Origin of the sequence: Vibrio sp. A1-1, assembly GCF_021728175.1 — a bacterium.
GTDB classification, from domain to species: Bacteria; Pseudomonadota; Gammaproteobacteria; order Enterobacterales; family Vibrionaceae; genus Vibrio; species Vibrio diabolicus.
Genome location: NZ_JAKKCL010000010.1, coordinates 110,764 through 135,712, shown reverse-complemented (window position 1 = coordinate 135,712; position 24,949 = coordinate 110,764). Strand labels below are relative to the sequence as shown.

Here is a 24,949-nt window from a genome sequence, read left to right as displayed (position 1 = left end):
CATGGCACGCGTAACTGTTCAAGACGCTGTTGAAAAAGTTGGCAACCGTTTCGACCTAGTACTGATTGCGGCTCGCCGCGCTCGTCAAATGCAAACTGGCGGTAAAGATGCACTAGTGCCAGAAGAGAACGATAAGCCAACGGTTATCGCTCTACGCGAAATCGAAGAAGGTTTAATTACTAAAGAAGTTCTAGACGCTCGTGAACGTCAAGAACAGCAAGAGCAAGAAGCGGCAGAGCTAGCGGCAGTAAGCAGCATCGCTCACAACCGTTAATTCTGACTTTAGAATTCAACAACCTCCCGGGCCTATAATTTGTATCTATTCGATAGCCTCAAAGACGTTGCCCAAGAATACCTAACAGAGCCTCAGATTGAGGCTCTGCGTCAATCTTATGTGGTAGCGAGAGATGCCCATGAAGGGCAAACCCGCTCTAGCGGTGAACCATACATCATCCACCCTGTCGCTGTGGCTCGTATCTTGGCCGAAATGCGCCTTGATATCGAAACCCTCCAAGCTGCTTTGCTACATGACGTCATTGAAGACTGTGATGTAACTAAAGAAGATCTCGAAGAGAAATTCGGCAACACTGTCGCAGAATTGGTTGATGGTGTATCTAAACTGGACAAACTCAAATTCCGCGATAGGAAAGAGGCTCAGGCCGAGAACTTTCGTAAGATGGTTCTGGCCATGGTGCAAGATATCCGCGTCATTCTGATCAAACTGGCTGACCGCACGCACAACATGCGTACGCTTGGCGCGCTTCGACCAGATAAAAAACGTCGTATTGCTCGTGAAACGTTAGAGATTTACGCGCCACTCGCTCATCGTCTTGGTATTCACAATATCAAAACCGAACTCGAAGAGCTGGGCTTTGAAGCGCTATATCCCAACCGCTACCGCGTACTAAAAGAAGTGGTAAAAGCGGCACGCGGCAATCGTAAAGAGATGATCCAACGCATTCACAGCGAAATAGAAGGCCGTCTGCAAGATTTCGGCTTGAATGCTCGTGTGGTTGGTCGTGAGAAAAACCTGTTCTCTATCTATAACAAGATGAAAACCAAAGAACAGCGCTTTCACACCATCATGGATATCTATGCGTTCCGAGTCGTTGTTGATACCGCTGATACTTGTTATCGCGTTTTAGGCCAAGTACACAGCTTGTATAAGCCACGTCCTGGTCGCATGAAAGATTACATCGCGGTACCAAAGGCGAACGGCTACCAATCGCTACACACTTCCATGGTTGGCCCACATGGCGTACCTGTTGAAGTTCAGATCCGTACTGAAGATATGGATCAAATGGCGGACAAAGGTGTCGCGGCACACTGGTCTTACAAAGACAAAGGCGACAAGTCTGGCACCACTGCGCAAGTGAAAGCTCAGCGTTGGATGCAAAGCCTGTTAGAGCTACAACAAAGCGCGGGTAACTCATTCGAATTCATTGAAAACGTAAAATCCGATCTTTTCCCAGATGAGATTTACGTCTTCACACCAAAAGGTCGTATCGTTGAATTGCCTTTAGGCGCAACGGCCGTCGACTTTGCCTATGCCGTACATACCGATGTAGGCAACTCTTGTGTTGGTGCTCGTGTTGATCGTAACCCTTACCCATTGAGTAAGGCATTGAAAAACGGTCAGACGGTGGAAATTATCAGTGCCCCTGGTGCGCGTCCGAATGCGGCATGGCTAAACTATGTCGTGACTTCTCGTGCCCGCACTAAGATTCGACAAGTACTGAAAACGATGCGTCGTGAAGAGTCGATTACTTTAGGTCGTCGCCTACTTAATCACGCACTTGGCCGCCACTCGATTGATTCAATTTATCCAGAAAATATCCAAGAAGTCTTGAATGATCTTCGCCTAGAAAGCATCGATGATTTATTGGCTGCTATTGGATTGGGTGAGTTGATGAGTATTGTGATTGCACGTCGTCTCCTTGGTGATACCGAAGAGCTCACGACAACAAGCTCAATCCCAACGGACTCGAAGAAGAAGCTTCCGATTCGTGGCGCAGAGGGCTTATTGCTGACGTTTGCAAATTGTTGTCATCCTATCCCAGATGATCACATTATTGCTCACGTATCGCCTGGTCGTGGTTTGGTTGTTCACCGAGAAACATGTCCGAACGTTCGTGGTTATCAGAAAGAGCCAGACCGTTATATGGCTGTCGCTTGGTCTGACGACTACGACAAAGAGTTTATTGCTGAACTTAAAGTCGACATGCTGAACAACCAAGGTGCTCTTGCAGAACTGACCAACGTGATCTCGAAAACAGGGTCAAACATTCATGGTCTTTCAACGGAAGAACGTGATGGTCGTTTGTACACTGTGACTGTGCTGTTGACGACGAAAGATCGCGTCCACCTTGCTGGTATCATGCGTAAGATTAAGGCAATGCCTCAAGCAACCCGAGTCAGACGCAGAAAGAACTAACCTCTATCGCCACCTACCCTGTTAGGTGGCGATTTTTTATACCTCAATAAATATGAACCTAGAACGTTACAACCGCATTCACCAAGTCCTAAAAACTCGCCAAACTGATCTGACACTTTGTCTCGAAGAAGTGCATAAGCCAAACAACGTCTCTGCCGTGATCCGTACCGCTGACGCGACAGGTTTACACAAAGTTCATGCCATTTGGCCTGACAAAATGCGTACGCTGAGCCATACCTCAGCTGGCGCGCGTAACTGGGTTGAAGTTGATACTCACGATTCAATTGAAACTGCGATTACCGAGCTCAAAGCGCAAGGTATGCAGGTTTTGGTGACTAATCTTTCAGACACCGCCGTCGATTTTCGCGAAATCGACTACACCAAACCAACTGCCATCATTTTAGGCAGTGAAAAAGTTGGCACTTCAGATCAAGCCAAACAACTTGCCGATCAAGACATAATTATCCCGATGATAGGCATGGTGCAGTCACTAAACGTATCGGTTGCCAGTGCTGTAATTTTGTATGAAGCGCAACGTCAACGTGAAGCCGCAGGCATGTACGACCGAGAAGAAAGCGCTCTGCCTAAAGAGACAATCAACCGTATTCTCTTTGAACGTGGTCACCCAGTGCTGGCAAAGGTCGCGAAACGAAAAGGGCTCGTTTACCCACCACTCGATGAAGAAGGTCAAATCATCGCCGATGACGCGTGGTGGCAAGAGATGCAAAGCAAGTAACAGACTTTCGTCATCCTGAACAGCGGCGAAGGGGCGTGATTCAAGATCTAATTCTGGAGTATACAGATGCTGGTAGTGTTAACTTCAGCGACATACTTGTTGGAAAAAGAATCCTGATGTCGCTAAAGCTCCTCGGAATGATAGGTTATCAGTCAAATCATGACACTAACTAAAGCATGACTATTTTTTCCTGTACAAAAACACAGCTCCATGGTTAACATACTGCTATGTTAACCATTTTCTTGAGCCCTCTATGTCCGCCCAAATGTTATCTGCCGTCCCATTAACCTCCCTTTCTGGGGTTGGCGCGAAAGTCGCAGAAAAACTCGCCAAAGTTGGCTTACATAGCGTTCAAGATTTGCTGTTTCATCTTCCACTGCGCTACGAAGATCGTACCCGTATTTATCCTATTGCTAAACTTCATGCCGGCCTTTGGGCGGCCGTGCAAGGCAAGGTCATGGCAGTCGACACCATCTTCGGTAAGCGCAAAATGCTAACGGTAAAAATCAGCGACGGTAATGGCACTATCACGCTGCGCTTTTTCAACTTTACCGCGGCCATGAAGAACAATTTCACACAAGGTAAGTTAGTACATGCTTACGGTGAAATTAAGCGCGGTGGAATGGGCTTGGAAATTGTTCATCCTGACTACAAGTTTTACGTCAGCGATCAAAAGCCCGATGTAGAACAGAACTTAACCCCTGTTTATCCCACTACAGATGGTTTACGCCAAATCACATTGCGCAACCTTACCGAACAAGCTTTGGCCCTACTTGATAAAACCGCGGTTCAGGAATTACTTCCAGCTGGGTTGTATGACCATCAAATCACGATGTCGCAAGCTCTGCACACCATTCATCGCCCACCACCAACCATTAATTTAGATGAGTTTGACGAAGGCAAACATCCTGCTCAAATCCGCTTGATCATGGAAGAGTTGCTCGCACAAAACTTATCGATGCTGGCGGTTCGTAGCAAAGGCCAGAAGGATTCAGCGTTACGTCTCGGTCCTTGCAATAAACTAAAAACGCAGCTTTTAGCCCAACTGCCTTTCTCTCCAACGAACGCTCAAACCCGAGTAGTACAAGAGATTGAAACCGATTTAGAAAAACCCCACCCAATGATGCGCCTAGTGCAAGGTGATGTGGGATCGGGGAAGACGTTGGTTGCCGCTCTGGCCGCCGTTCGTGCCATTGAGCACGGCTATCAGGTGGCACTCATGGCACCAACCGAACTATTGGCTGAGCAACACGCGATCAACTTCGCCAACTGGTTTGAAACAATGGGTATTCAAGTCGGTTGGTTAGCGGGCAAACTCAAAGGTAAAGCAAAGGAAGCCGAGCTGGCTCGCATTGCCAGTGGTGAAGCGCAAATGGTAGTGGGTACTCACGCGCTATTCCAAGAGCACGTCGAATTTCATCACCTTGCTTTGGTCATCATTGATGAACAGCACCGCTTCGGTGTCCATCAGCGATTAGAGTTACGTGAAAAAGGCGCAAAACAAGGCGCCTACCCACATCAGTTGATCATGACGGCAACGCCTATTCCTCGCACGTTAGCGATGACCGCATACGCTGACCTGGAAACTTCCGTGATTGACGAACTGCCTCCGGGTCGAACGCCGATTCAAACCGTCGCCATTCCTGACACAAAACGTGACGACATCGTCGAGCGTGTCCGAAATGCCTGCTTAAACGAAGGTAAGCAGGCATATTGGGTGTGTACTCTGATTGATGAGTCGGAAGTATTAGAAGCGCAAGCCGCGGCAGATACCGCTGAAGAGCTTCAACGTAAGCTACCGGACGTAAAAATTGGTCTAGTACACGGCCGAATGAAGCCGGCAGAGAAACAAGCGGTGATGCAAGATTTCAAAGACAATAAACTGCATTTGCTGGTCGCAACGACGGTTATTGAAGTTGGCGTGGATGTGCCAAACTCTAGCTTGATGATCATAGAAAACCCTGAACGTCTTGGTTTGGCACAATTACACCAGTTGAGAGGTCGCGTGGGCCGAGGTTCCGTTGCTAGCCATTGTGTGCTGCTGTACCACTCTCCACTGTCGAAAACCGCGCAAAAACGTCTGGGAGTACTACGTGAAAGTAACGATGGCTTCGTCATCGCACAGAAAGACTTAGAGATTCGTGGTCCGGGCGAACTCTTGGGTACAAAGCAGACTGGTCTTGCTGATTTCAAAATTGCAGACTTAGTTCGAGATCAACGCCTGATTCCCGAAGTTCAGCGTCTTGCGCGTCATATTCATGACAATTACCCGACTAACGCAACAGCGATTATCGATCGCTGGTTGGGTGAGCGGGATATTTACTCCAAAGCGTAATGATTGAAAGCGAGCCAAATGGCTCGTTTTTTAATACGCTAAAAACCAAAGCAATCGTTTGCTTTTTAGATAAATCTCTCTATAATCGCGCACAAATTTTTTAAGTGTGTTGCATCACACTCCACCAACCTGAGTTGACTCTGATTAACAGCAATCACAGGTAACGACGTCAACTCCACCCTGCTCTCCCATTCAGCGAGATCTGGGAATATATTGCGACTAGCGAGACAAACAATGACAACTTCAAACCGATCTTCGGAACTGGTCTATCAACTCAATGATCGACCACCTTTGCCTCAAACCATTTTTGCCGCACTTCAGCACTTATTGGCGATGTTCGTCGCGGTTATCACTCCGTCACTGATCATCTGTCAGTCTTTGGGTGTACCAGCAGACCAAACGAATACCATCATCAGCATGTCTTTATTTGCGTCAGGCGTGTCTTCGTTTATTCAAATTCGCACCTTTGGCCCAATTGGCTCTGGTTTACTCTCTGTTCAAGGCACCAGCTTTAACTTTTTAGGTCCTATTATTGGTGCAGGCCTATCGCTGAAAGCAGGTGGAGCAGACATCAGCACCATGATGGCAGCCATTTTTGGTACGATTTTAGTGGCATCATTTGCGGAGATTTTCCTATCTCGCGTATTAGAGCATGCCCGTCGCATTATCACTCCGCTCGTTTCAGGCATTGTCGTCACTCTTATCGGTCTCACACTGATTCAAGTCGGCTTGGTATCAATGGGGGGTGGCTACGCGGCATTAAATGAAGGAACATTCGGCAGCTTAGACAAACTAGCGCTCGCTGGAACGGTACTTGGCTTGATTGTGATATTAAATCGCTCGAAAAACCCATATATCCGTGTGGCTTCGATTGTGATTGCGATGCTAGTAGGCTACATCATGGCGTATTTTATGGGGATGGTAGATACTTCTCAGCTAGGCACAACCGAGCTTGTAGCACTACCGGTACCAATGCAATATGGCTTATCGTTTGACTGGTCTCTGTTCATTCCGCTGGTGCTGATTTTCTTTATTACCGCACTAGAAGCCATCGGCGATATTACCGCCACATCCGAAGTGTCTGGCGAGCCAGTCAAAGGCCCTGTGTACATGAAACGCATTAAGGGTGGTGTGTTAGCAGACGGCTTAAACTCTGCAATCGCAGCCGTGTTTAACAGTTTCCCGAACTCCACCTTTAGCCAGAATAACGGCATCATCATGCTAACAGGGGTTGCGAGCCGTTACGTGGGTTACTTTATTTCTGGCATGTTAGTGATTCTTGGCTTGTTTCCTGGTGTCGCTAGCTTTGTTCAGCTGATTCCTGAGCCAGTACTTGGTGGCGCAACGATTGTCATGTTTGGTACGATTGCTGCCGCTGGTGTACGTATTATCTCTCGTGTTGAGCTCGATCGCCGCGCAATTCTGATCATGGCCTTATCCTTCTCAATGGGGCTTGGTATCGCGCAAAAACCAGAGATTCTGCAATTCATGCCAGAATTTATTAAGAGTATTTTCTCCACTGGCGTTGCTGCAGGTGGTATCACAGCGATCATTTTAAACCTACTTCTGCCAGAGAAACTGGAAGACGAAGATGAACTTCCTCAAGAAGTAAAAGAGTCTTAATAAGATTGTAGAGAAAAGCAAAGCCCAACCTGTTTAGGTTGGGCTTTTTGTTTTAAATGGTACAGTCACCGACTTACTTGGTAGGAAAGCTGATTTGAGCGATTAAACCGCCTTCACTGCGATTACGCATCACCACAGAGCCTGAGTGCTGGCTGATTATACGCTTCACTATCGCCAGCCCAAGCCCTGTACCTTCACTGCCGCGAGCTGTATCACCACGCGTAAAGGGTTCAAATAATTTTGCGATTTGAGAATGCTCGATACCCGGTCCGTTGTCTTCTACCGATATCCACACTAGCTGCTTATCTGCCGTCACACCAGTACTGATTTTGACCCAGCCATTGCCGTAACGCAGTGCATTGACAACTAAATTACTGATCGCCCGTTTAATCGCAATGGCGCTTCCTTTAGCTGGCGGCAGGTTAGGATTAAGATCCGTTTCAATTTCAGCCTCATAACCACCTTCCGAACTGGCGACATCACTGGCAATCGTACTGATATCCACAGGTTCAAACGATTCTTTGTTCACCGGTTTGAGGTAGTCCATAAACTGACTAATGATCTCATTGCACTCTTCCGTATCGCTAATGATCCCTTCAGCAAGGTAGCTGTCCTCGGGAGACATCATTTCTGTCGCTAAGCGAATGCGCGTCAGCGGTGTTCGCAAGTCATGGCTAATCCCCGCCATTAATAGGGCGCGATCTTCTTCGAGCTCCTGAATGCCTTTGGACATTTGATTAAACGCTCGGGTTACAGAGCGAATTTCCGATGCGCCTTTTTCTGCCAGCGGTGGCGGGATTTCACCTCGACCGACGTCCTTCGCGGCTCTCTCTAAAGCCAAAAGTGGGCGGTTTTGTAAACGAATAAACAACCAACCACCAGCAATGATCAGCAGCGCCATAATCAAGCTGTTACGAAACAGCGGTGCAAAATCTTCTTCTTGCAGCTCAGATAAAGGAATACGAATGATGGAGTTCGGCAACTTTTCGATGTGCATCCACAAGATGTAACTTTCATCACCAAGCAATAAGCGCACTTCGGTCGGCGAACCTAGCTCTTGGCTCATTTCTTCAGACATCAAATCAATCGACATCGCGTGATGAAATTCAACCGCTTTATCGCTGTCAAGGCTGTGAACCGTCACCCCCAGCCTTTCTAATAATTGACGTCTCAGCGGTGCATCAGATTTTAATGGCCCTTCATCATCAAGCACCAAATTGAGCTCATGGGCGAGAATTTTATTGAACTGCTGCAAACTCGGCATCAACGCGTAGTTAAAAACGGCGTAGTAAGAGAAAACTTGGCTAGCGAGAAGCAAAGAGATGAACAGCAGAATAGATTGTGTCAGTGAACTTCGGATGCGCATGGAACGTTCCTGGTGGTCCTAATCGCGAAATTTCAGCCTTCGAAGGGAAGGACTTGAAGGCTGAAGTTGCTATAGCCAAGTGCTGGCTATGGAGTGAGGAGATTACACCTCTTTGCCGTCTGGGACGAAAACGTAACCTAACCCCCACACGGTTTGAATGTAGCGTGGCTTGCTTGGATCGTCTTCTAACATGCGACGCAAACGTGAGATTTGCACGTCAATAGAACGTTCCATCGCAGAATATTCACGGCCACGTGCCATGTTCATCAATTTGTCTCGTGACATCGGCTCTCGCGCATTCGTCACGAGCGCTTTCAGGACAGCAAACTCTCCTGAGGTCAGTGGCATTGCCTCGTCACCGCGGAACATCTCGCGAGTGCCTAGATTGAGTCGGAACTCACCAAACTCCACTACTTTTTCTTCGGTGCTTGGCGCGCCCGGCAACTCTACGGTTTGACGGCGTAGTACGGCTTTAATACGAGCGAGTAATTCACGTGGGTTAAATGGTTTTGGCAAATAATCATCCGCCCCCACTTCCAGACCCACAATGCGGTCCACTTCATCACCTTTCGCGGTGAGCATTAAGATTGGCAGCATGTTGTTTGCATGGCGTAGGCGACGACAAATCGACAAACCGTCTTCACCTGGCAACATTAGGTCCAGCACCATTAAGTGAAAGTTTTCGCGCGTTAGTAGGCGATCCATCTGTTCGCCATTGGCGACACTTCGGACCTGAAAACCTTGCTCAGAAAGGTAACGCTCCAATAGAGCACGTAAACGAGCATCGTCATCAACCACTAAAATTTTATGATTTTCTTGCATTGAAACATCCTTTCAGAAGCATCTATTGTCGAAAATGTATCACTGTTTTTCCTAACGTGCTCAAGCAAATTGTTACTCTTTTTATCTTAAGCGCTTTATTTTCTCTCTAGTAGGTATTTTCAGCACCTACTATTGGCCATAATTCCATTCCAGTTCACGTTTGGCCTCAAGTAACTCTTGTTGTGCTTCTGCCAATTTGTGACGTTTTTTCTCGATTTTGTCTGCTTTCCCTGAGCGCTGCGCTTCCGCTAGTTCTTGCTCACGCACCTCAACGTCTCGCGCCTTTTCGTCCACTTCCGCTTGCAGTTCTTGACGCAGTTCACCTTCCGAACATTCATTCTGGATAGCGGTAAGTGCCTGTTCTAAGCCTTTAATTCGATGTTCATTACCTTGTGCTTTCGCATACTCAAGCTGCTGTTCTACCGCTAACTCTTTGGCGTCACAGCCTTTCACTTCATCTTGAGCAAAAACTGAGAGTGAGAATCCTATTGTTAGTGCAGCGCTACACATGACTGCTTTGTTCATTTTACTTCTCCGAGAAAGGCACCATGCCTTTGTATTCAATAAGCTGACGTTGAGACTCAAGTCACTTCCAGTGAACTTCAAGAGACTTGAATCGGTGATAAAGCCTCAGTCTTCCAAGGCTGGTTTGTTGTATTCAATCGAGTTAATGAACCACTCTTTTTCACCTTCTGGGGTTCGCACCGTGAATTCTTCATCCACTTGCTTTTTCAACATCGCTCGCGCCATAGGTGAATCGATAGAGATGTAGTCTTTCGCATCTCCATAAATCTCTTCAGGCCCAACAATGCGGAACTTCTTCACCTCTCCAGCCTCATTTTCTATTTCAACCCAAGCACCAAAAAAGACTTTGCCTTCTTGCTGCGGAGAATAGTCAACGATCGTGACTTCAGGCAGAAACTTGCGAAGAAATCGAACACGACGGTCTATCTGACGAAGCAGACGTTTATTGAAGGTGTAATCCGCATTTTCTGAGCGATCGCCCAGGCTCGCCGCCCAAGTGACGATTTTGGTGATTTCAGGACGCTTTTCATTCCAAAGGTAATCATGCTCTTGTTTGAGTTTGTTATAACCTTCACGGGTAATCAGCTTAGTTTTCAAGTTAACTCCTATCTCAACTAAAAAATGCCGCTCTTGAGCAGCATTAAGGAGATGATATACCCAAAGCACTGGCTTCGTTCGGGCTTTGGGTATCAAGATAATAAGGCGGCCAGAGTGCTACTTTTCGTAATCTGGTTTTTGCGTCACGATGTAATTCGTATCACTCGAAACAACCGCGCCATGTTTTAGGAAGTTTTTACCTAAAATCATGCTGTAATGGAAGCGACCTCGGTCTTGCAAATTGACTCGGATCTTCTTCTCTAACTCGCCAAGTTTAACGTGCATTTCTACTACCGGCCGTTCATTGGCCTTTTCTCCTTTTTTGGCCGTTATACGCATGACATCCACCACCTCACGGGTAAACGCCTTGGTCATGCCTAGATCGTTTTCATAAGTAAAGCTCACCATATCTTTACCGTCTTTTTGAAAGCGCTTGATGTCCTTGGCATTAATCGAGCTCACGTCAGCACCAGTGTCCAATTTAACAGGGAAAGACATCCCTTCCACTTCAGCCACTTCGATATGACCAGCTTTGAAAAGTGGCCTTGCATCTAGTAAATGGTCGGCGCGAGTATTCAGCAGCACACCGCCTTTGGCGATGTCATGACCAAAAACGAAAAATGGTTGCGTCTCGTCTTCATCTAGCACATCGAGTGCAAATTCCATTGATGTCTCTTTGCTACCGAAAAGGAAATCGCCATCAACAACGGGACGCACAGTGCTACCCACTTTGAGCTTTTTCACCACGGGCTTGGTAATTTTTTCTTCTTTACCCTCATCGTTCATTAAATAAAACGTGACGGATTCATCCTTACCTTTTTCTGTTACTTCAAAGCCATTTACACGCAGTAATGGCGTTTTCACCGTAAACGTGGGGTAAGCAGGAACGGTATAACCATCAATGGTGACTTGTTCTTCCGGTGAAATCACAAGGGGCTTTGACTTGAGTGCGCTCTTGAACGTTTTTTCAACACCGCCCAATAGGTTTTCTCTGTCGGTATCAATCACAAAGTGTTGGCTCGCGACATCCTGACCCAAGCGAATTTGTGAACTGAACTTACTGCGGTCACGCAAATAGACTAACCAACGTTGAGTTTCGTTTTCGTCGATTTTCACTGGTAAGTAGACCAACGGACGCTCGCTCTTAGTGGTTTTCAGCATGCGTACCAAAGGTAACGTCATTGGGTGGCGCTTGCCGTTTTCACCTTCTAGCGTGAAAGAAACTGCATTGTTCTTTTTATCAACCTTGATATCCAGTGCGTGAACGTTGGTGTAGCGGCTGGTGGTTGAGATGCTGATCTTGTATGGCACTCCCTCAACTTCAACCGTCTCTTTTTTGCCGATCATTTTTGCGCTTGGTTGCTCTTGAAGATAGTCGTAGCCAGCGAATACCCACGCATTGTTATCGAGATAGGTTTTACCAATCAAGATAGGAGAAGAGAATTGCGTGCGCTTGGTCAGGTTCACTTCTGTATCGACGGTGCGGCCTGCAATCGTCATCGGCATTTTTATCGTCGGGCGTAAAATAGGTTTTTTGCTTGTTCGACTACGAATGGCGCTCACTCGCTCCAGATCATCGGTAATCTGTATTTCTTTTCCTGTGTAAGGATGAGGAACCGTAAAGCTCACCTTCACTTGATATGGTTTAAAAGTATCGGCATCCCACTTCGCCTTCGTCCCACCTAAATCATCGACAATCGCCCACAACAACTCGTTGTCTTTCAAGTTCTGGTAGTCAGGATGAGAGCTACTGACATGGATGTTCTCCGCATGCATAGACGTGGTGTCAGCACCAGTATCAATCTTGCCAATAAATGGTACCGCTTTTAGCTCTGGAATATCACTGTAGTAAACGCTCTCCACTCGTCCAAGCACCAACTTATCATCAAGCTGATATACAGGGTCTTGTGTGGTTGCTGATATGGATTGTGCCCAACTAAGCGGGGCGACAAGTAAGGCACTCGTAAGCGCTAACGCCAAAGACATTTTTTTCATCATGATTATCCGTATAAGCCGAGGTACATTTAGTTATATCAATAACCGTGGATATAGGTTAGTCGATAGTTGCGGATATAAGTTCTCAATTTAATTACAGTTTTGACACAAATCTGACTGATGTCCACCAGCGCCCGGTAAATTTTTGTCTCGTTAATTTAAAACATTGCAAATTCTTCGAACGACCCCAATGTTCTATACAACCCAAACCGAATTGAAAGAGAAAACACGGATGAGCCAAGCTATCTGTCGTATGATTGCTCAAGAACTGAATGTTCGCCCTGAGCAAGTCAACGCCGCTGTCACCCTAATTGATGACGGTAACACCGTCCCTTTTATTGCACGTTACCGCAAAGAGGTGACGGGTGGCCTTGATGATACCCAACTGCGTACTCTGGACAGCCGTCTGTCTTACCTTCGTGAAATGGATGACCGCCGTCAAACCATTCTCAAATCGATCCAAGAGCAAGGCAAACTGACGCCTGAGCTTGAGCAAGAAATTATTCAAGCCGATAGCAAGACTCGTCTTGAAGACCTTTACTTACCTTACAAACCTAAACGACGCACTAAAGGCCAAATCGCCATTGAAGCCGGCCTAGAACCGCTAGCTGACATGCTGTGGAATCATCCGCAAACCGAGCCAGAAAGCGAAGCAAGTAAATATCTTGATGCCGACAAAGGCATCACAGATACCAAAGCCGCCCTAGACGGTGCCCGTGCGATCATCATGGAACGCATTGCTGAAGACGCAAACTTACTGGAAAAAATCCGTAACCACTTAAATCGTAATGCGGAACTTGTCTCACGAGTCGTTGAAGGAAAAGAGCAAGAAGGTGAGAAGTTCAAAGATTACTTCAATCACAACGAACCGCTGAGCAAAGTCCCTTCTCACCGTGCACTTGCGATGTTGCGCGGCCGCAATGAAGGCTTCCTGACTTTAGCCATGAACGCTGATCCAGAGCAGGAAGAAGGTGCTCGCCAATCTTACTGTGAAACCATCATTGCCGACCATTATGGCGTGACGTTAAGTAGCGCACCAGCAGATGCATGGCGCAAACAAGTGATCAGCTGGGCATGGCGCATCAAAGTATCGATGCACATGGAAACCGAGCTAATGGGCGCAATGAAAGAGCGTGCTGAAATTGAAGCGATTGAAGTATTTGCGACTAACCTAAAAGATTTGTTGATGGCGGCGCCGGCAGGTCCTCGCGCAACACTTGGTCTCGATCCTGGCCTGCGTACCGGTTCAAAAATCGCGGTTGTCGATTCAACGGGTAAAGTTCTGGCTACGGAAACCATCTACCCTCACCCTCCGCAAAAACAATACGACAAATCAGCGCAAATCGTTGACCAGTTAGTGCGTAAGTACAACGTGGATTTAATTGCGATTGGTAACGGCACGGCTTCTCGTGAAACCGATAGCTTTGTCGCAGACGTAATCAAACGCGGCAACCTAAAAGTTCAGAAAATCATCGTCAGCGAAGCAGGCGCATCGGTGTACTCGGCCTCTGAACTCGCAGCGAAAGAGTTCCCGAATATGGATGTATCACTGCGTGGTGCAGTGTCGATTGCGCGTCGTTTGCAAGATCCATTGGCTGAGCTCGTGAAAATCGATCCGAAATCGATCGGTGTGGGTCAATACCAGCACGATGTAAGCCAATCTATGTTGGCAAAACGCCTAGATGCGATTGTGGAAGACTGTGTAAACGCGGTTGGCGTTGATGTGAACACGGCTTCTGCCGCACTATTAACGCGCGTAGCAGGCTTATCAAGCACCATCGCGCAGAACATTGTCGACTTCCGCGACGAAAATGGCCGCTTCGAAGCACGTACGACGTTAAAGAAAGTACCTCGCTTGGGTCCTAAAGCGTTCGAACAGTGTGCTGGCTTCCTACGTATTATGGACGGCAAGAACCCACTTGATGCTTCAGCGGTCCACCCGGAAGCGTACCCAGTAGTCAAAGCAATCGCTGAGAAAAACAGCAAAGACATCAAGGCACTGATTGGTGACTCAGCATTCCTTAAAGGCTTACACGCTGTGGATTATACCGATGAACACTTTGGTGTCCCAACGGTTACCGATATCATCAAAGAACTGGATAAACCGGGTCGTGACCCACGTCCTGAATTCAAGACCGCTACGTTTGCAGAAGGCGTCAATTCAGTTTCTGATCTAGAACCGGGCATGATCCTCGAAGGCGTGGTCTCGAACGTAGCCAACTTTGGTGCCTTCGTCGATATCGGTGTTCACCAAGATGGTCTGGTCCACATTTCTGCGCTGACTGACCGCTATGTTTCTGATCCACGTGAAGTCGTGAAAGCAGGTGACATCGTCAAAGTAAAAGTGATGGAAGTGGACGTACAGCGTAAGCGTATTGGTCTATCGATGCGTTTGAAAGACGAACCGGGTCAAGATAACCGCAGCCAACGCTCTTCAGCCGCACCGCGTCGTAATGACCAAGCACAACGTCGTCAGCCTCGCCGCGATGAGTCTTCATCGAACAGTGCAATGGGCGGTGCTTTTGCGGCAGCGTTTGCTAAAGCGAAAAAGTAACCTTACCTAGGTTTCACTGCTAAAAAGAAAACGCTCCAATCAGTTCAATCTGCTTGGAGCGTTTTTGTTTGAGTAGGATATTGAGTCGTCATAATACTGCTATCACTTCTGACGGGGTATGGGGAGCGACTGCATGACCATAATGAAACTTGATCACCTTCCTGCGCTTTTCCATTAATCCTTCATTGATCGCAGCATCCAAAATGCGCTTTGGTAAGCGAAAACGAATTGCGTAGCCCTTACCTTGGTCTTCACTGTACGACTTGAGCGCAAGCAAACTAAAAAGCCGTTCTAGTGTATCTTCCGGCTCTTCTTGATAACGCGTGTCGACTTCTGTTTCCATGTCATAATCAGGATGCTCTGAAGGATCCCAAGAAGACTGACGTCGGCGCTTGTCATCGCCTTTTACTTTTCGCTCTGCATTGGTTTTGGCCAATGCGACCGTTGGCGTCACAGGCTCTCGGACTTTATTGTCGCGAGCTGCTTGTTCCGTCTGCACATTCACGGATGGGGCGATCAGTGGCACACTTACGTTGGTCGGTGACACAATCATTGCGAACCCTCCTCAGAGTCGCCCAACTCGTCAATATGGCTTAGCTTTATTGGCTAATAAAACCTCACCAACCTTTATATCGACCATTTTTTAAACAGCTTGAGCTTTTTCCGCTTGTATTTGATTAATCGTGAGCAAACTCTCGAATTTGGGCACAAAACTCTTCATGTTCGGTCATAAAGGGCGCATGAGAGGACTGATTGAAAACAAACTGCTGAGTATGAGGTAACTGTTCACTTAAATCATTCGCCACTTTAATCGGCACCAATCCATCCAAACGACCATAAAGACGCAGCATTGGTACAGAAAGAGACGTCAATGCATCGCGCAGGTCCACATCAGCAAGGATGTTTAGCCCAACCAACAGCGACTCAGGGTTTGGCTGAGGGCGCGACAGTACCGCTTGCTTGAGTTGTTTCACATCTTTGCGTGCAGATGGACTGCCCATCGCTTGCAACGCCATAAAGCGCTCAATGGTCAGTGAAAAATCTTCTAACAACTGAGAGGTGAACGCGCTCAGTACATTCGGTTGAATACCGCGCCAAGGCTTCTCTGCGGCAAATTTTGGTGAACTGGCGACGGTGATCAACTTAGTCACACGCTCGGGCATGTTTAATGCGACATGCGTCGCCACTAAGCCTCCGAGGGACCAGCCAAGCCAAATCGCTTTCTTTGGCGCACTTTGCGCGACCAAGTTAGCAATATGGTCTAAATCTTCACCATGATGCTCGGCACTGTGTCCATAGCCCGGAAGGTCAACAACATGAACACGGAAATCAGTTTGAAGTGATTCGACGGTTTGCTGCCAAACCGCGCCATTCATACCCCAACCATGTAACAACACCAGATCTGGTCCTTCACCAAACGACTGCCAATGTAATTTCGTGCTCATGCTCTCAATCTCTCCCACTAATTTTATTCCCTACGCCATCAGCCAAGCGTTAGGCTGAGTAAAATATCACCATGAATAAGCGCTATGTTATCTCATCACTGGCAAAACATCATGCATCGCGTGTTGAGCAGTCAATGCGGTCTGTGTCGATTCCCGATTCAAACACCAAACCACACGCATGCTCTGCGTTGGTGTGAGCACTGTTTACAACACCTAACTCCAATCAAGCGATGCCAACGTTGCGGTTTAACGTTACAGAAAGAAGAAATGAGTACGGATAGTATTTGTGGTGAATGCCTTTCAGAACCACCGCCATGGCAAAGACTATATACGTTAGGCGATTACGACTTTCCCCTTTCACGGGAAGTACAACGCTTTAAAGATCACGGAGAGTCTTGGCATGTAAAAGCACTAACCCAGCAACTGGCGCAGCACATTACAACACCAGCTCCAATCATTACCAGTGTACCATTGCACTGGCAGCGCTACCTACGCCGGGGATTTAATCAAAGTGATGTTTTAGCCCGACACCTCGCCCAGCAATTGAAAACCAATTTCGACGCGAAGGTCTTTCGCCGGGTCAGACTCGCCCAATCACAGCGCGGCAATACTAAAGCGAGCCGTGAACAAAACCTAAAAGGCGCATTTGTTCTCAATAAGCGACCGCCATCTTCCCACGTTGCCATCGTCGATGATGTGGTCACCACAGGCAGTACCGTCCGACAATTATGTCATTTACTACTTGAAGTTGGCGTAGAAAGCATCGATATTTACTGCATCTGCAGAACACCTGCTCCTCGTTCTCTCTAGATCGCTTCGCCATGCCTTAGCATCAAAAAGACTAGACCCATACGTCAACAAGAGTAGAATAGCAGCAGTAACCTACAAATTTACTCGGGTATTCGTCGTGTCAAATATTACTATTACAGAAACTGCGCAAACGCATTTCGCTAACCTTTTAGGTCAACAGCCTGAAGGGACTAACATTCGTATTTTCGTTGTGAACCCAGGTACACAAAACGCTGAGTGTGGCGTGTCTTACTGCCCACCAGAAGCAGTAGAAGCGACCGACACTGAAATCCCTTACAGCGGTTTTTCAGCTTACGTGGATGAGCTAAGTCTGCCATTCCTTGAAGACGCTGAAATCGATTTTGTTACCGATAAAATGGGCTCTCAGCTAACGCTAAAAGCTCCGAACGCTAAAATGCGTAAAGTTGCGGACGACGCGCCACTGGTTGAGCGCGTTGAATACGTTATCCAAACTCAAGTCAACCCACAGCTTGCTGGCCACGGTGGTCACGTAAACTTGGTTGAAATCACTGAAGACGGCATTGCTATTGTTGCATTTGGTGGCGGCTGTAATGGCTGTTCTATGGTTGACGTAACACTAAAAGAAGGCATCGAGAAAGAACTGCTAAACCAATTCGTTGGTGAACTCACCGCTGTTCGTGATGCAACAGAACATGACCGTGGTGATCACTCTTACTACTAAGAGTAAATACGGTCAGAAAATGGGAGGCTTCGGTCTCCCATTTTTGTATCGATACTGAGGTAACCTTGAGATGCTTAGTTCTGCCCGTAAAATCCGCTAGAAACTCAGGCGGAGTTCTCATATATTAAGAATCTTACGCATCTCGTAAACGCCAACGACACCAAGGAGCCAGCGCCATGTCGAAACGGACCCCACCAGAGATACTCTCATGCCAAACGGTCGCAAAATCCAAACTGTTTGCCGTGGAAGCGCTCGACCTTCGTTTTTCTAATGGTGAACACCGTACTTATGAACGCATGAAGCCAAGTGGACGCGATGCGGTGATGGTGGTTCCTGTGACTGAGCAAGGCGATTTATTACTGGTACGTGAATACGCCGCTGGGACTGAACGCTACGAGTTGGGCTTCCCGAAGGGGTTGATTGATCCAGGTGAAACCCCACACCAAGCTGCGGATCGAGAGTTAAAAGAAGAAATCGGCTTTGGCTGCAATCAGCTGACTCCGTTGAAACAAGTTATCCTCGCGCCGTCTTACTTTTCGAGCAAAATGACTCTATTTTTAGGACAGGCGCTTTATCCAGAGAAGCAAGAAGGCGATGAGCCTGAGCCACTGGAAATTGTGCGTTGGCCACTTGCGCAAGCCGAAGAGTTATTAACTCACATGGATTTCTGTGAAGCACGAAGCATCACCGCGCTAATGTTGGCACTGAAACACTTACCAAACACCACTCACAAACATAACCAATAACGGTCATGAGAACCGAATAATACTGTGAGTAAGGACTATCACTTATGCCAATGACAAAAGATCTATCTCACCTGCTTCCTCAAGTCATCGAAATTGCCCGTAGTGCCGGGCAAATGATCCTCGAAATATATGAAAAAAAACAGTACGAGGCCTACACAAAAAGTGACGAGACTCCGGTAACGAGCGCAGATATCGCGGCTCACAAGCTCATCACAGAACGCTTGAGTGAACTCACACCCGACATTCCCGTATTGTCAGAAGAAGACGCAGACATCAGCCTCGAGCAACGGGCTCAGTGGCAACGGTATTGGTTAGTCGACCCTCTCGATGGTACTCAAGAATTCATCGCTCGCAGCGGCGACTTTGCGACTATTATTGCACTGGTCGACAACAATAAACCAACCATGGGGGTCGTTTATGGCCCTGTCTCTGGCGTGACTTATTACGCTTATAGTGGCAAAGGTGCCTGGAAAATTCCCGACATGTCGGACAGCGTAAAAATCCATACGCACAAACACGAGCAGCCAGGGCAAAGCATCGCGATTGCTATTAGCCGCCGTCAAGACATCAATCGCATCACTAGCCGCATGAGCAGCGCTTGGAATTACGATTTAATTCCGCTCGGCTCTGCGGCATTAAAAGCGTGTCTTGTTGCAGAAGGCGCTGTAGATTGCTATCTCAGACTAGGCCCAACTGGCGAGTGGGACACCGCTGCGACACAATGCATTGTTGAAGAAGCGGGCGGACGTATTCTCAGCACGCAATTGGAGCCGCTGTCATATAACGAGCGGGAAACACTAGAAAACCCAAACTTTATTGTGCTTGGTGATGCGGATTTACCTTGGAATGAGATTTTACAACGCAAAGATTAAGCCCCTATCGGTAAAATTTAGAACACAAAATTCTAGCAATAGAAAGGCCACGAATATGTTCGTGGCCTTTTCTTTTTGACCTGTTTGTACAGCGTTAGGAGCATTTGGCCTACTATGTTCCAATCGCTTAAAGCGCTGAACACAAGAAAAACATCCCTTTAAAATCAAAATCTTATAATTACATCCTATTATCACCACGATCTTTGTACAGCGAATAGAGGGTTTCGCCTACTATGTTCCAAAAGCAAAAAGAGCTGCACAATCGCAGCTCTTTGAGAATTTTGGTTTTTGTCATGATAGGTTAGAAGCGACCTTGGTAATTAAACTCGTATTGACCTTGAGGGTTCGGCTTGCCCAACCATTTCAGTTGCTCACTCATGCTGGATGGGAACTCAGCTCCTGGCTTAAACCAGGCTTTGGTTGAGTATCGCTGATTAGGCATCAGCTCTGCCGAGAACGCCGCTGAGACTTGTTTACTGCTTTGCTCACCTGCAGCCGTCAACACACTGTCCTGACAGTTTAGATCGGCAATCACAGGACCGAGTTCTAGACTACCAACAGGGCTTTGAATACCACTGGCATTCCATACTAAAGTGCCTTCACCATTCTTACACCAAGGCGCGGCATAAGTCGCATGACGAATATTTAACTCAAGTTGCCCATCAACGCCGACGGGAACAGGGAGACGTGCTTGCTCAACAACTTTTACTGCCGGGATCGAGGCAACTAAGTTTTTGGCATAAGGGCCATCACTCAAGCTATAGCCAACAAAACCGCGACCACGAACGTCCATTTCACTACCACGACCAAAGCGTACGGCAAACTCAGCTTTACCAGTTAGTAGACTCGACCACTGGAAATCCCAATTAACTTCTCCAAGGTTCTGGCGCTGCCAACGAACACTAGAAGCTTGACCTTGCCATACAGAGCCATTGGCCCCCTGAATGTCTAGTCCTCTCACGGTTGGTGCTTGCTGTAACACCCAAGAAACGGGTAACCCCATTAAAAGACTGACTGAAAAAAAGACGATAAAGATAACAACGTAAAGTACTGCTCGCTTCACCTTAACCTCGCTTAAACTGAAGGCGGTTCACATCAATCATGCCCGCTTGATCCGTTCGGTCGATATCTAAAAATTCGACGTCAATACCCTGCTGCTCTTTCAAGTAACGTAACCAATCCACCAGCTGATTAAACGCGAGTGGTTTGATCCACACCTGAACACTCTCATTGCGAGGTTGTACTCGAATCAACTCAACTTTATAACGACGGGCTGAAGAAGAAACCAGTTGATTCAACGGTTGGCTAGAGTAGCTCACACCGCTGCTTTTGCGCAGTGCAGTAATGCCATCCGCTTTATCTTGTACCCAAGCCAGCAACTGTTTTTCACTTTGAATGCGTGATTGAGCTAGCTCCGCACGTTGGCTCATTGGCTGTAGCAATCCCCAATAAATAATGCCGATAACGGCAATAGCGCCACATCCCATGACCAAACGCTGCTCACGCTGAGAGATGCTGCTCCACCAAACCTGAGCTTGAGAAATTAAGTTTTTCATCATCACCTCACAAACGCTTCAAAACAAAGCTGCCAACCACAACGTTATCGCTACGGTTCAGCTGTCCTTGCTCAACATTAAACTTCTCTGCCAATTTCACGCGAGCCTGCTCAAAAGGTTGGAAGTCTGAACTGCGAGCTTGAATTCGTACTTCGCCACGTTGACCATCATATTTAAAGCTGGTGATTTCCAAATCGCTGACCTGACCAAGTGTCGCGGGCAGTGCCGCCAACCAAGACAACATCGCCTGCTGACCGCCACCACCAGATAAGCGGCGCTCTTCATCATCCATTTGTCGTTTGAGATAACTAACGGTAGGAATTCGTCGTTTATTCGGGAACACCTGGCGGAAAATACGCTCACTCTCCTCACGATACGCTTGAGCTTGTGCTTCGTACTTGTGGACCACGAGCAACTGCTGCGCAACCATGACGACGATAAGCACGCCCGCAGCAATGGTGGCTTTTTGCCAGAGCTTCCAGTATTTACCCCAAGAAGATTTAGGCTTGAAGATCCCGGTCAGCAAATTGACTTTGCTTTCTGTAACCCCCTTCGCCAGTAAACCCATGGTCATTTCTTCTGGCTGCGGCTCCCATACTTCAGGTAACGCAGATTCAGGGACTGAGCTATAGCAATCGAGCTTCCAACCTTCATGATTTTGTAGATAAGAAGAGAGGTAAAGGTCTAACCAAGAAGCATCGACAACCGCACCCTCTGTCGCTGAGTGACGAATCAACCATTGATCACCAAGCATCGCGGCACTGCTATGCTCTCCCTGAACAGGTAACGCAAGCACATCTGGCAAGATGCGTTTGATGGTGATGCCTTGGCTTGAAAAACGCTGCAATACGGTCTGAATCCAAGCGCGTTCAACAGCGCACACTTGCGCTTTATCCGCTTGTTTACCTAACACGGTAAAGTGAAGGCCATCAACGTCCTGCGCGACTTCATCTTCCACGAGGTACGGTAACATCGCGTCGAACTGACGTGTTGCGCCTGGCGGTATATCCACTTGCGTCAAGACCACATCATTACTCGCCAATAGCGCCACAACTTGGCGCTGACCTGCATAAGAGATCAACTCATCTAAATGTTCCCATCCGGCGATTTCACCGCTGGCAATCACTTCCTGTTGATCTGTCGACCATACCACCCAAGGAATGGTACTTTGTTGTTCGCTACTCAGCCGAACGGTCAGAAACTCGCTCACTGATCCCTCCAAAACGACGGCGAACTACGGTCACCGTCTCTCTATTTGTACTTTGCAAAAGGCTTCGGATACGTACACGTGATTCATCCACCAACACTTGTGCATCCAATTCAAAAAAGGCGCTATCCACACCCAAATAGCCTTTGGCGTTTTTCTTTACATCTTCGCTCAAGCCAGCCATTTCTGACTCTGCTAAAAATTCATCAATGCTATCCCACCCATCAAATGGGCGTTTTTCAATTAGCTGAATCGCATCACTACTGCTTAAGTTTGGTGAGAACATTGCCACCAAAATCGGAGCTTGCTCGACTTCAATCGTATTTACGTTTAAACGCCAATCATCACTAGGCAATGCGCAGATTAGCGGTTCCAATTTTTGGAAAATCTCACCACTCACCTGATAAACCGCTCGCAACTCGGTGGCATCTGCCATCCAGCCATTTGACGCTAAATACGCGGGTTTCATCGCTTCATATGTGCTGTCTTCGACCCCGGTTGTGGAGCGAACGGTGTCATCAGCATCAATGTATTCCCAGGTAGAGTCTGCAATGATTTCTGCCTGATACGACTCCACATCCGCTTCTTCCAATAAACGCTGCAGCACATTGACTAAATACGGTCTTGCGATTTGCTGTCCCGTCGGTTGCACACGGCTCAATACATTGAGGTTAAAGCACGCTTGTTTGTCTCTAATTCGTCCCGCCGCTTGACCATAATCTAGCGGATAGACTTGTTCTTTTATTGCCCACGGCTGACTCATATTGATCGTATCGGTGTCTTTGTAGCTTTGCTCGATACCGACTTTTGCCAACGCCTCTACCCCAAGGCTATACCAATACGCTTGCTGGTAGTTAACTTGATTGGCGCCCCGCTGAAACTGCAAAAACAAACGCTCCGACATACTGGCGGCAACTGTCGCCATAATCGCCAGTAACATCAGCACAATAATCAAAGCGACACCACGCTGACGATTAACCATTATTGCTGCCTCCTGAACTTCCTTCTTTCTGACTCAATGTGCCATCAGGAGTCAGATAAGTGCGGGCAATCTCTCCATAATCTTTTAGAGTAAGGATCACAGAAACCGCTTTCGGTAGCGATTTTTCATCATCCCACTCTTTTTTCCATTGTTTACCATCGTAAAAACGCATATCAAACGATTCGACCTGCGTCAGCAATGGGGTAACGATGCCTTGTTGACCCACTGGCGTGTCAGGGTAGCGCCACCATACTCGTTGTAATGTTTCTTCTTTTAAACGATAGCCAACCTTAGTGACCTCCCCTCGGGGAAACTGCTGTTGAGGGTTGTGCCATCCTAAGCGAGCAAACATTAGCCCTTTAGTGTCGGAGTCGATCAAGTAATCTGACCAAAAAATCAGTTGGCTCGCGGGCTCTTCACCATTTGTCCGCGTTTGGCGCATCGCCATTTGACGAAAGTCATTATCCATCATCACCATGGCGCGCTGAATTTCATTTAAGCGCTGAGTTCGCTCTTGTGATAGTGCATTGCTGCGCTGCACTTGCGATACCACTTGATACGCGGCGACACTTAAACTGGCAAAAATGGCAATCGAGACCAGCACTTCAATAAGTGTAAAACCTTTTGCCAGTTGGCGCTTACTTGCGCGTGGATTCTTATTGCGCCACATAACTTCGTACCGTCACGACTGGGCTCGCGTTTTTCTCGAGCGCGACACTCACATCAAATGCTTTCAGCAATGGCTGCGTGGTGGCAACAGGCGTGATTTTCCAGTACCAAGTGCGCCCAGCCAGCTCTTCTGTGCCGTTCTTTACTTTAAGTTCACTGGTACTCAACATTACGTTGGCCATCTGATTATCCACAACCATGGCTGCAAACATTTTTTCTTCTAAATAACTGATCGTATTAATATGCTGGCTCACTGAGCGAATGACGCTGATGGCAGCGGTGGCGAAAATAGCCAGTGCGACCAATACTTCCAGTAGTGTCATGCCTCTCGTCCGGCGAGGACTCCAATGTGGGCGAGCTTGCTTAGAATTGCGCATTCTCATCCTCTTTCACTTCTTCACCCGGCGCTAGTAACAAGATTTGTCCACTTTCTTTTCCGATGACTCGCCACCCGTCATTAAAGGCGTCACCATTTTGAGGAAAAAAAGACAGAGTAAATGGCGTAACCTCTGCACTGGAAAAGATAAACACTTGTGGTGGCTTAACTTTCTTTTCGTCGTCGTCTTCTTCAGCGAACATGTCTTCATCAAAAAGAGAGCCCGGTTTGAATAGGCGATCATCATTATCCCAAGCACCGCCACCTAGCTCGAGCAGTAGCGTAATGCCATCTTCCAACTTGGTTTTGCTCGGAATCTGCTTTAACTCCAGAGGCTGCCAACCTTCCGCGGTCAAACTCAGTAGAGCGTACGTTGATTTAGCGTCATCTACTCGAACGCCAAAGTCTTTACCGCTTAGTACGGCCTCTTCGTTAAGCAGCTGTAAACGCTGGAAAAAGCTTTGAGCATACTGTTTGGAAAGATCTTTTTGGCTGGTCGGTAATGTCGTGATCACGGCCACTGCCGTGAGGGATAGCAAAACCAGCACCAATAGAATTTCTATCAATGTAAAACCGTTGTGTTTTCGCATTTGCTTCATTAGTGCTGGCTTAAGCTC

General features: G+C 47.5%; 24 protein-coding genes. 10 read left to right on the top strand and 14 right to left on the bottom strand.

Annotated elements, in window-relative coordinates:
- The first annotated feature begins 1 nt into the window (after position 1).
- The 5 genes from rpoZ to L3V30_RS15245 all read left to right on the top strand — a co-directional run bounded on the left by rpoZ (position 2) and on the right by L3V30_RS15245 (position 7,128).
- On the top strand, positions 2-274 hold the full coding sequence (rpoZ, locus tag L3V30_RS15265) for a DNA-directed RNA polymerase subunit omega (RefSeq protein WP_005379346.1): 273 nt from the start codon (positions 2-4) through the stop codon (positions 272-274).
- A gap of 39 nt (positions 275-313) precedes the next feature.
- A complete protein-coding gene (gene spoT / locus L3V30_RS15260; protein ID WP_005394948.1) occupies positions 314-2,434 on the top strand; it encodes a bifunctional GTP diphosphokinase/guanosine-3',5'-bis pyrophosphate 3'-pyrophosphohydrolase in 2,121 nt (706 codons plus the stop codon).
- A gap of 52 nt (positions 2,435-2,486) precedes the next feature.
- A complete protein-coding gene (gene trmH / locus L3V30_RS15255; RefSeq protein ID WP_237309227.1) occupies positions 2,487-3,170 on the top strand; it encodes a tRNA (guanosine(18)-2'-O)-methyltransferase TrmH in 684 nt (227 codons plus the stop codon).
- 253 nt (positions 3,171-3,423) lie between these two features.
- Complete coding sequence (gene recG, locus L3V30_RS15250) at positions 3,424-5,505, top strand: ATP-dependent DNA helicase RecG (protein WP_237309226.1); 2,082 nt, start codon at positions 3,424-3,426, stop codon at positions 5,503-5,505.
- 234 nt (positions 5,506-5,739) lie between these two features.
- Complete coding sequence (locus L3V30_RS15245) at positions 5,740-7,128, top strand: uracil-xanthine permease family protein (protein ID WP_047009401.1); 1,389 nt, start codon at positions 5,740-5,742, stop codon at positions 7,126-7,128.
- Between the two features lie 73 nt (positions 7,129-7,201).
- Here L3V30_RS15245 and envZ read toward each other — a convergent pair whose 3' ends face one another.
- From envZ to L3V30_RS15220, 5 genes are all read right to left on the bottom strand, one after another.
- Complete coding sequence (envZ, locus tag L3V30_RS15240) at positions 7,202-8,494, bottom strand: two-component system sensor histidine kinase EnvZ (protein ID WP_047009400.1); 1,293 nt, start codon at positions 8,492-8,494, stop codon at positions 7,202-7,204.
- Between the two features lie 102 nt (positions 8,495-8,596).
- A complete protein-coding gene (gene ompR / locus L3V30_RS15235) occupies positions 8,597-9,316 on the bottom strand; it encodes a two-component system response regulator OmpR (protein ID WP_005394960.1) in 720 nt (239 codons plus the stop codon).
- Positions 9,317-9,445: 129 nt separating this feature from the next.
- The gene (locus L3V30_RS15230; RefSeq protein WP_237309225.1) at positions 9,446-9,841 is read right to left on the bottom strand and encodes a DUF1090 domain-containing protein; all 396 of its coding nucleotides are present in this window, start codon (positions 9,839-9,841) and stop codon (positions 9,446-9,448) included.
- Between the two features lie 105 nt (positions 9,842-9,946).
- Positions 9,947-10,438, bottom strand: coding sequence for a transcription elongation factor GreB (gene greB / locus L3V30_RS15225; protein ID WP_005394962.1), 492 nt, complete (start codon positions 10,436-10,438; stop codon positions 9,947-9,949).
- Between the two features lie 117 nt (positions 10,439-10,555).
- Entirely contained in the window at positions 10,556-12,436 is a 1,881-nt protein-coding gene (locus tag L3V30_RS15220; protein WP_237309224.1) for a RimK/LysX family protein, read from the bottom strand.
- A gap of 229 nt (positions 12,437-12,665) precedes the next feature.
- On the opposite strand from L3V30_RS15220, the gene L3V30_RS15215 reads away from it, so the two are divergent.
- Positions 12,666-14,987 (top strand): Tex family protein, encoded by a 2,322-nt coding sequence (locus L3V30_RS15215; protein ID WP_005394964.1) that lies wholly within the window; start codon positions 12,666-12,668, stop codon positions 14,985-14,987.
- Between the two features lie 88 nt (positions 14,988-15,075).
- On the opposite strand, the gene L3V30_RS15210 is transcribed toward L3V30_RS15215, so the two are convergent.
- Positions 15,076-15,540 (bottom strand): hypothetical protein, encoded by a 465-nt coding sequence (locus L3V30_RS15210; protein ID WP_005379316.1) that lies wholly within the window; start codon positions 15,538-15,540, stop codon positions 15,076-15,078.
- A gap of 124 nt (positions 15,541-15,664) precedes the next feature.
- Positions 15,665-16,432, bottom strand: a complete 768-nt coding sequence (bioH, locus tag L3V30_RS15205; RefSeq protein ID WP_237309223.1) for a pimeloyl-ACP methyl ester esterase BioH — start codon at positions 16,430-16,432, stop codon at positions 15,665-15,667.
- Positions 16,433-16,516: 84 nt separating this feature from the next.
- On the opposite strand from bioH, the gene L3V30_RS15200 reads away from it, so the two are divergent.
- The 4 genes from L3V30_RS15200 to cysQ all read left to right on the top strand — a co-directional run bounded on the left by L3V30_RS15200 (position 16,517) and on the right by cysQ (position 19,542).
- On the top strand, positions 16,517-17,242 hold the full coding sequence (locus tag L3V30_RS15200; protein ID WP_085343385.1) for a phosphoribosyltransferase family protein: 726 nt from the start codon (positions 16,517-16,519) through the stop codon (positions 17,240-17,242).
- A gap of 97 nt (positions 17,243-17,339) precedes the next feature.
- Entirely contained in the window at positions 17,340-17,924 is a 585-nt protein-coding gene (nfuA, locus tag L3V30_RS15195) for a Fe-S biogenesis protein NfuA (RefSeq protein WP_005394968.1), read from the top strand.
- 176 nt (positions 17,925-18,100) lie between these two features.
- Complete coding sequence (gene nudE / locus L3V30_RS15190) at positions 18,101-18,670, top strand: ADP compounds hydrolase NudE (RefSeq protein ID WP_005394971.1); 570 nt, start codon at positions 18,101-18,103, stop codon at positions 18,668-18,670.
- A 44-nt stretch (positions 18,671-18,714) separates the two neighbouring features.
- Positions 18,715-19,542 carry a 3'(2'),5'-bisphosphate nucleotidase CysQ gene (cysQ, locus tag L3V30_RS15185; RefSeq protein ID WP_237309222.1) on the top strand — a complete coding sequence of 276 codons (828 nt, stop codon included), beginning with the start codon at positions 18,715-18,717 and terminating at the stop codon, positions 19,540-19,542.
- Positions 19,543-19,843: 301 nt separating this feature from the next.
- Here the strand turns inward: cysQ and L3V30_RS15180 are convergent, their stop codons facing one another.
- From L3V30_RS15180 to L3V30_RS15150, 7 genes are read right to left on the bottom strand one after another with little or no spacing between them, the layout of a single operon-like run.
- Positions 19,844-20,605, bottom strand: coding sequence for a type II secretion system protein N (locus L3V30_RS15180; RefSeq protein WP_104971139.1), 762 nt, complete (start codon positions 20,603-20,605; stop codon positions 19,844-19,846).
- 1 nt (position 20,606) lies between these two features.
- Positions 20,607-21,098: a type II secretion system protein M gene (locus L3V30_RS15175; RefSeq protein ID WP_048624614.1), complete on the bottom strand. Its 492-nt coding sequence runs from the start codon at positions 21,096-21,098 to the stop codon at positions 20,607-20,609.
- A gap of 7 nt (positions 21,099-21,105) precedes the next feature.
- Positions 21,106-22,308, bottom strand: coding sequence for a type II secretion system protein GspL (gene gspL / locus L3V30_RS15170; RefSeq protein WP_005394975.1), 1,203 nt, complete (start codon positions 22,306-22,308; stop codon positions 21,106-21,108).
- Complete coding sequence (gspK, locus tag L3V30_RS15165) at positions 22,277-23,287, bottom strand: type II secretion system minor pseudopilin GspK (protein WP_237309221.1); 1,011 nt, start codon at positions 23,285-23,287, stop codon at positions 22,277-22,279. Before gspK ends, gspL begins: the two co-directional genes overlap by 32 nt.
- On the bottom strand, positions 23,280-23,957 hold the full coding sequence (gene gspJ / locus L3V30_RS15160; RefSeq protein WP_237309220.1) for a type II secretion system minor pseudopilin GspJ: 678 nt from the start codon (positions 23,955-23,957) through the stop codon (positions 23,280-23,282). Before gspJ ends, gspK begins: the two co-directional genes overlap by 8 nt.
- Entirely contained in the window at positions 23,944-24,333 is a 390-nt protein-coding gene (gspI, locus tag L3V30_RS15155; RefSeq protein WP_170902468.1) for a type II secretion system minor pseudopilin GspI, read from the bottom strand. Before gspI ends, gspJ begins: the two co-directional genes overlap by 14 nt.
- The gene (locus L3V30_RS15150) at positions 24,320-24,922 is read right to left on the bottom strand and encodes a GspH/FimT family pseudopilin (protein WP_237309250.1); all 603 of its coding nucleotides are present in this window, start codon (positions 24,920-24,922) and stop codon (positions 24,320-24,322) included. Before L3V30_RS15150 ends, gspI begins: the two co-directional genes overlap by 14 nt.
- Positions 24,923-24,949: the final 27 nt, after the last annotated feature.

Excerpts from the sequence above, each read along its gene's own strand:
- rpoZ (WP_005379346.1), top strand. The coding sequence starts at position 2 with ATGGCACGCGTAACTGTTCAAGACGCTGTTGAAAAAGTTGGCAACCGT.
- trmH (WP_237309227.1), top strand. The coding sequence starts at position 2,487 with ATGAACCTAGAACGTTACAACCGCATTCACCAAGTCCTAAAAACTCGC.
- recG (WP_237309226.1), top strand. The coding sequence starts at position 3,424 with ATGTCCGCCCAAATGTTATCTGCCGTCCCATTAACCTCCCTTTCTGGG.
- L3V30_RS15245 (WP_047009401.1), top strand. The coding sequence starts at position 5,740 with ATGACAACTTCAAACCGATCTTCGGAACTGGTCTATCAACTCAATGAT.
- envZ (WP_047009400.1), bottom strand. The coding sequence starts at position 8,494 with ATGCGCATCCGAAGTTCACTGACACAATCTATTCTGCTGTTCATCTCT.
- ompR (WP_005394960.1), bottom strand. The coding sequence starts at position 9,316 with ATGCAAGAAAATCATAAAATTTTAGTGGTTGATGACGATGCTCGTTTA.
- L3V30_RS15230 (WP_237309225.1), bottom strand. The coding sequence starts at position 9,841 with ATGAACAAAGCAGTCATGTGTAGCGCTGCACTAACAATAGGATTCTCA.
- L3V30_RS15220 (WP_237309224.1), bottom strand. The coding sequence starts at position 12,436 with ATGATGAAAAAAATGTCTTTGGCGTTAGCGCTTACGAGTGCCTTACTT.
- L3V30_RS15215 (WP_005394964.1), top strand. The coding sequence starts at position 12,666 with ATGAGCCAAGCTATCTGTCGTATGATTGCTCAAGAACTGAATGTTCGC.
- L3V30_RS15210 (WP_005379316.1), bottom strand. The coding sequence starts at position 15,540 with ATGATTGTGTCACCGACCAACGTAAGTGTGCCACTGATCGCCCCATCC.
- bioH (WP_237309223.1), bottom strand. The coding sequence starts at position 16,432 with ATGAGCACGAAATTACATTGGCAGTCGTTTGGTGAAGGACCAGATCTG.
- L3V30_RS15200 (WP_085343385.1), top strand. The coding sequence starts at position 16,517 with ATGTTATCTCATCACTGGCAAAACATCATGCATCGCGTGTTGAGCAGT.
- nudE (WP_005394971.1), top strand. The coding sequence starts at position 18,101 with ATGTCGAAACGGACCCCACCAGAGATACTCTCATGCCAAACGGTCGCA.
- cysQ (WP_237309222.1), top strand. The coding sequence starts at position 18,715 with ATGCCAATGACAAAAGATCTATCTCACCTGCTTCCTCAAGTCATCGAA.
- L3V30_RS15175 (WP_048624614.1), bottom strand. The coding sequence starts at position 21,098 with ATGAAAAACTTAATTTCTCAAGCTCAGGTTTGGTGGAGCAGCATCTCT.
- gspK (WP_237309221.1), bottom strand. The coding sequence starts at position 23,287 with ATGGTTAATCGTCAGCGTGGTGTCGCTTTGATTATTGTGCTGATGTTA.
- gspJ (WP_237309220.1), bottom strand. The coding sequence starts at position 23,957 with ATGTGGCGCAATAAGAATCCACGCGCAAGTAAGCGCCAACTGGCAAAA.
- gspI (WP_170902468.1), bottom strand. The coding sequence starts at position 24,333 with ATGCGCAATTCTAAGCAAGCTCGCCCACATTGGAGTCCTCGCCGGACG.
- L3V30_RS15150 (WP_237309250.1), bottom strand. The coding sequence starts at position 24,922 with ATGCGAAAACACAACGGTTTTACATTGATAGAAATTCTATTGGTGCTG.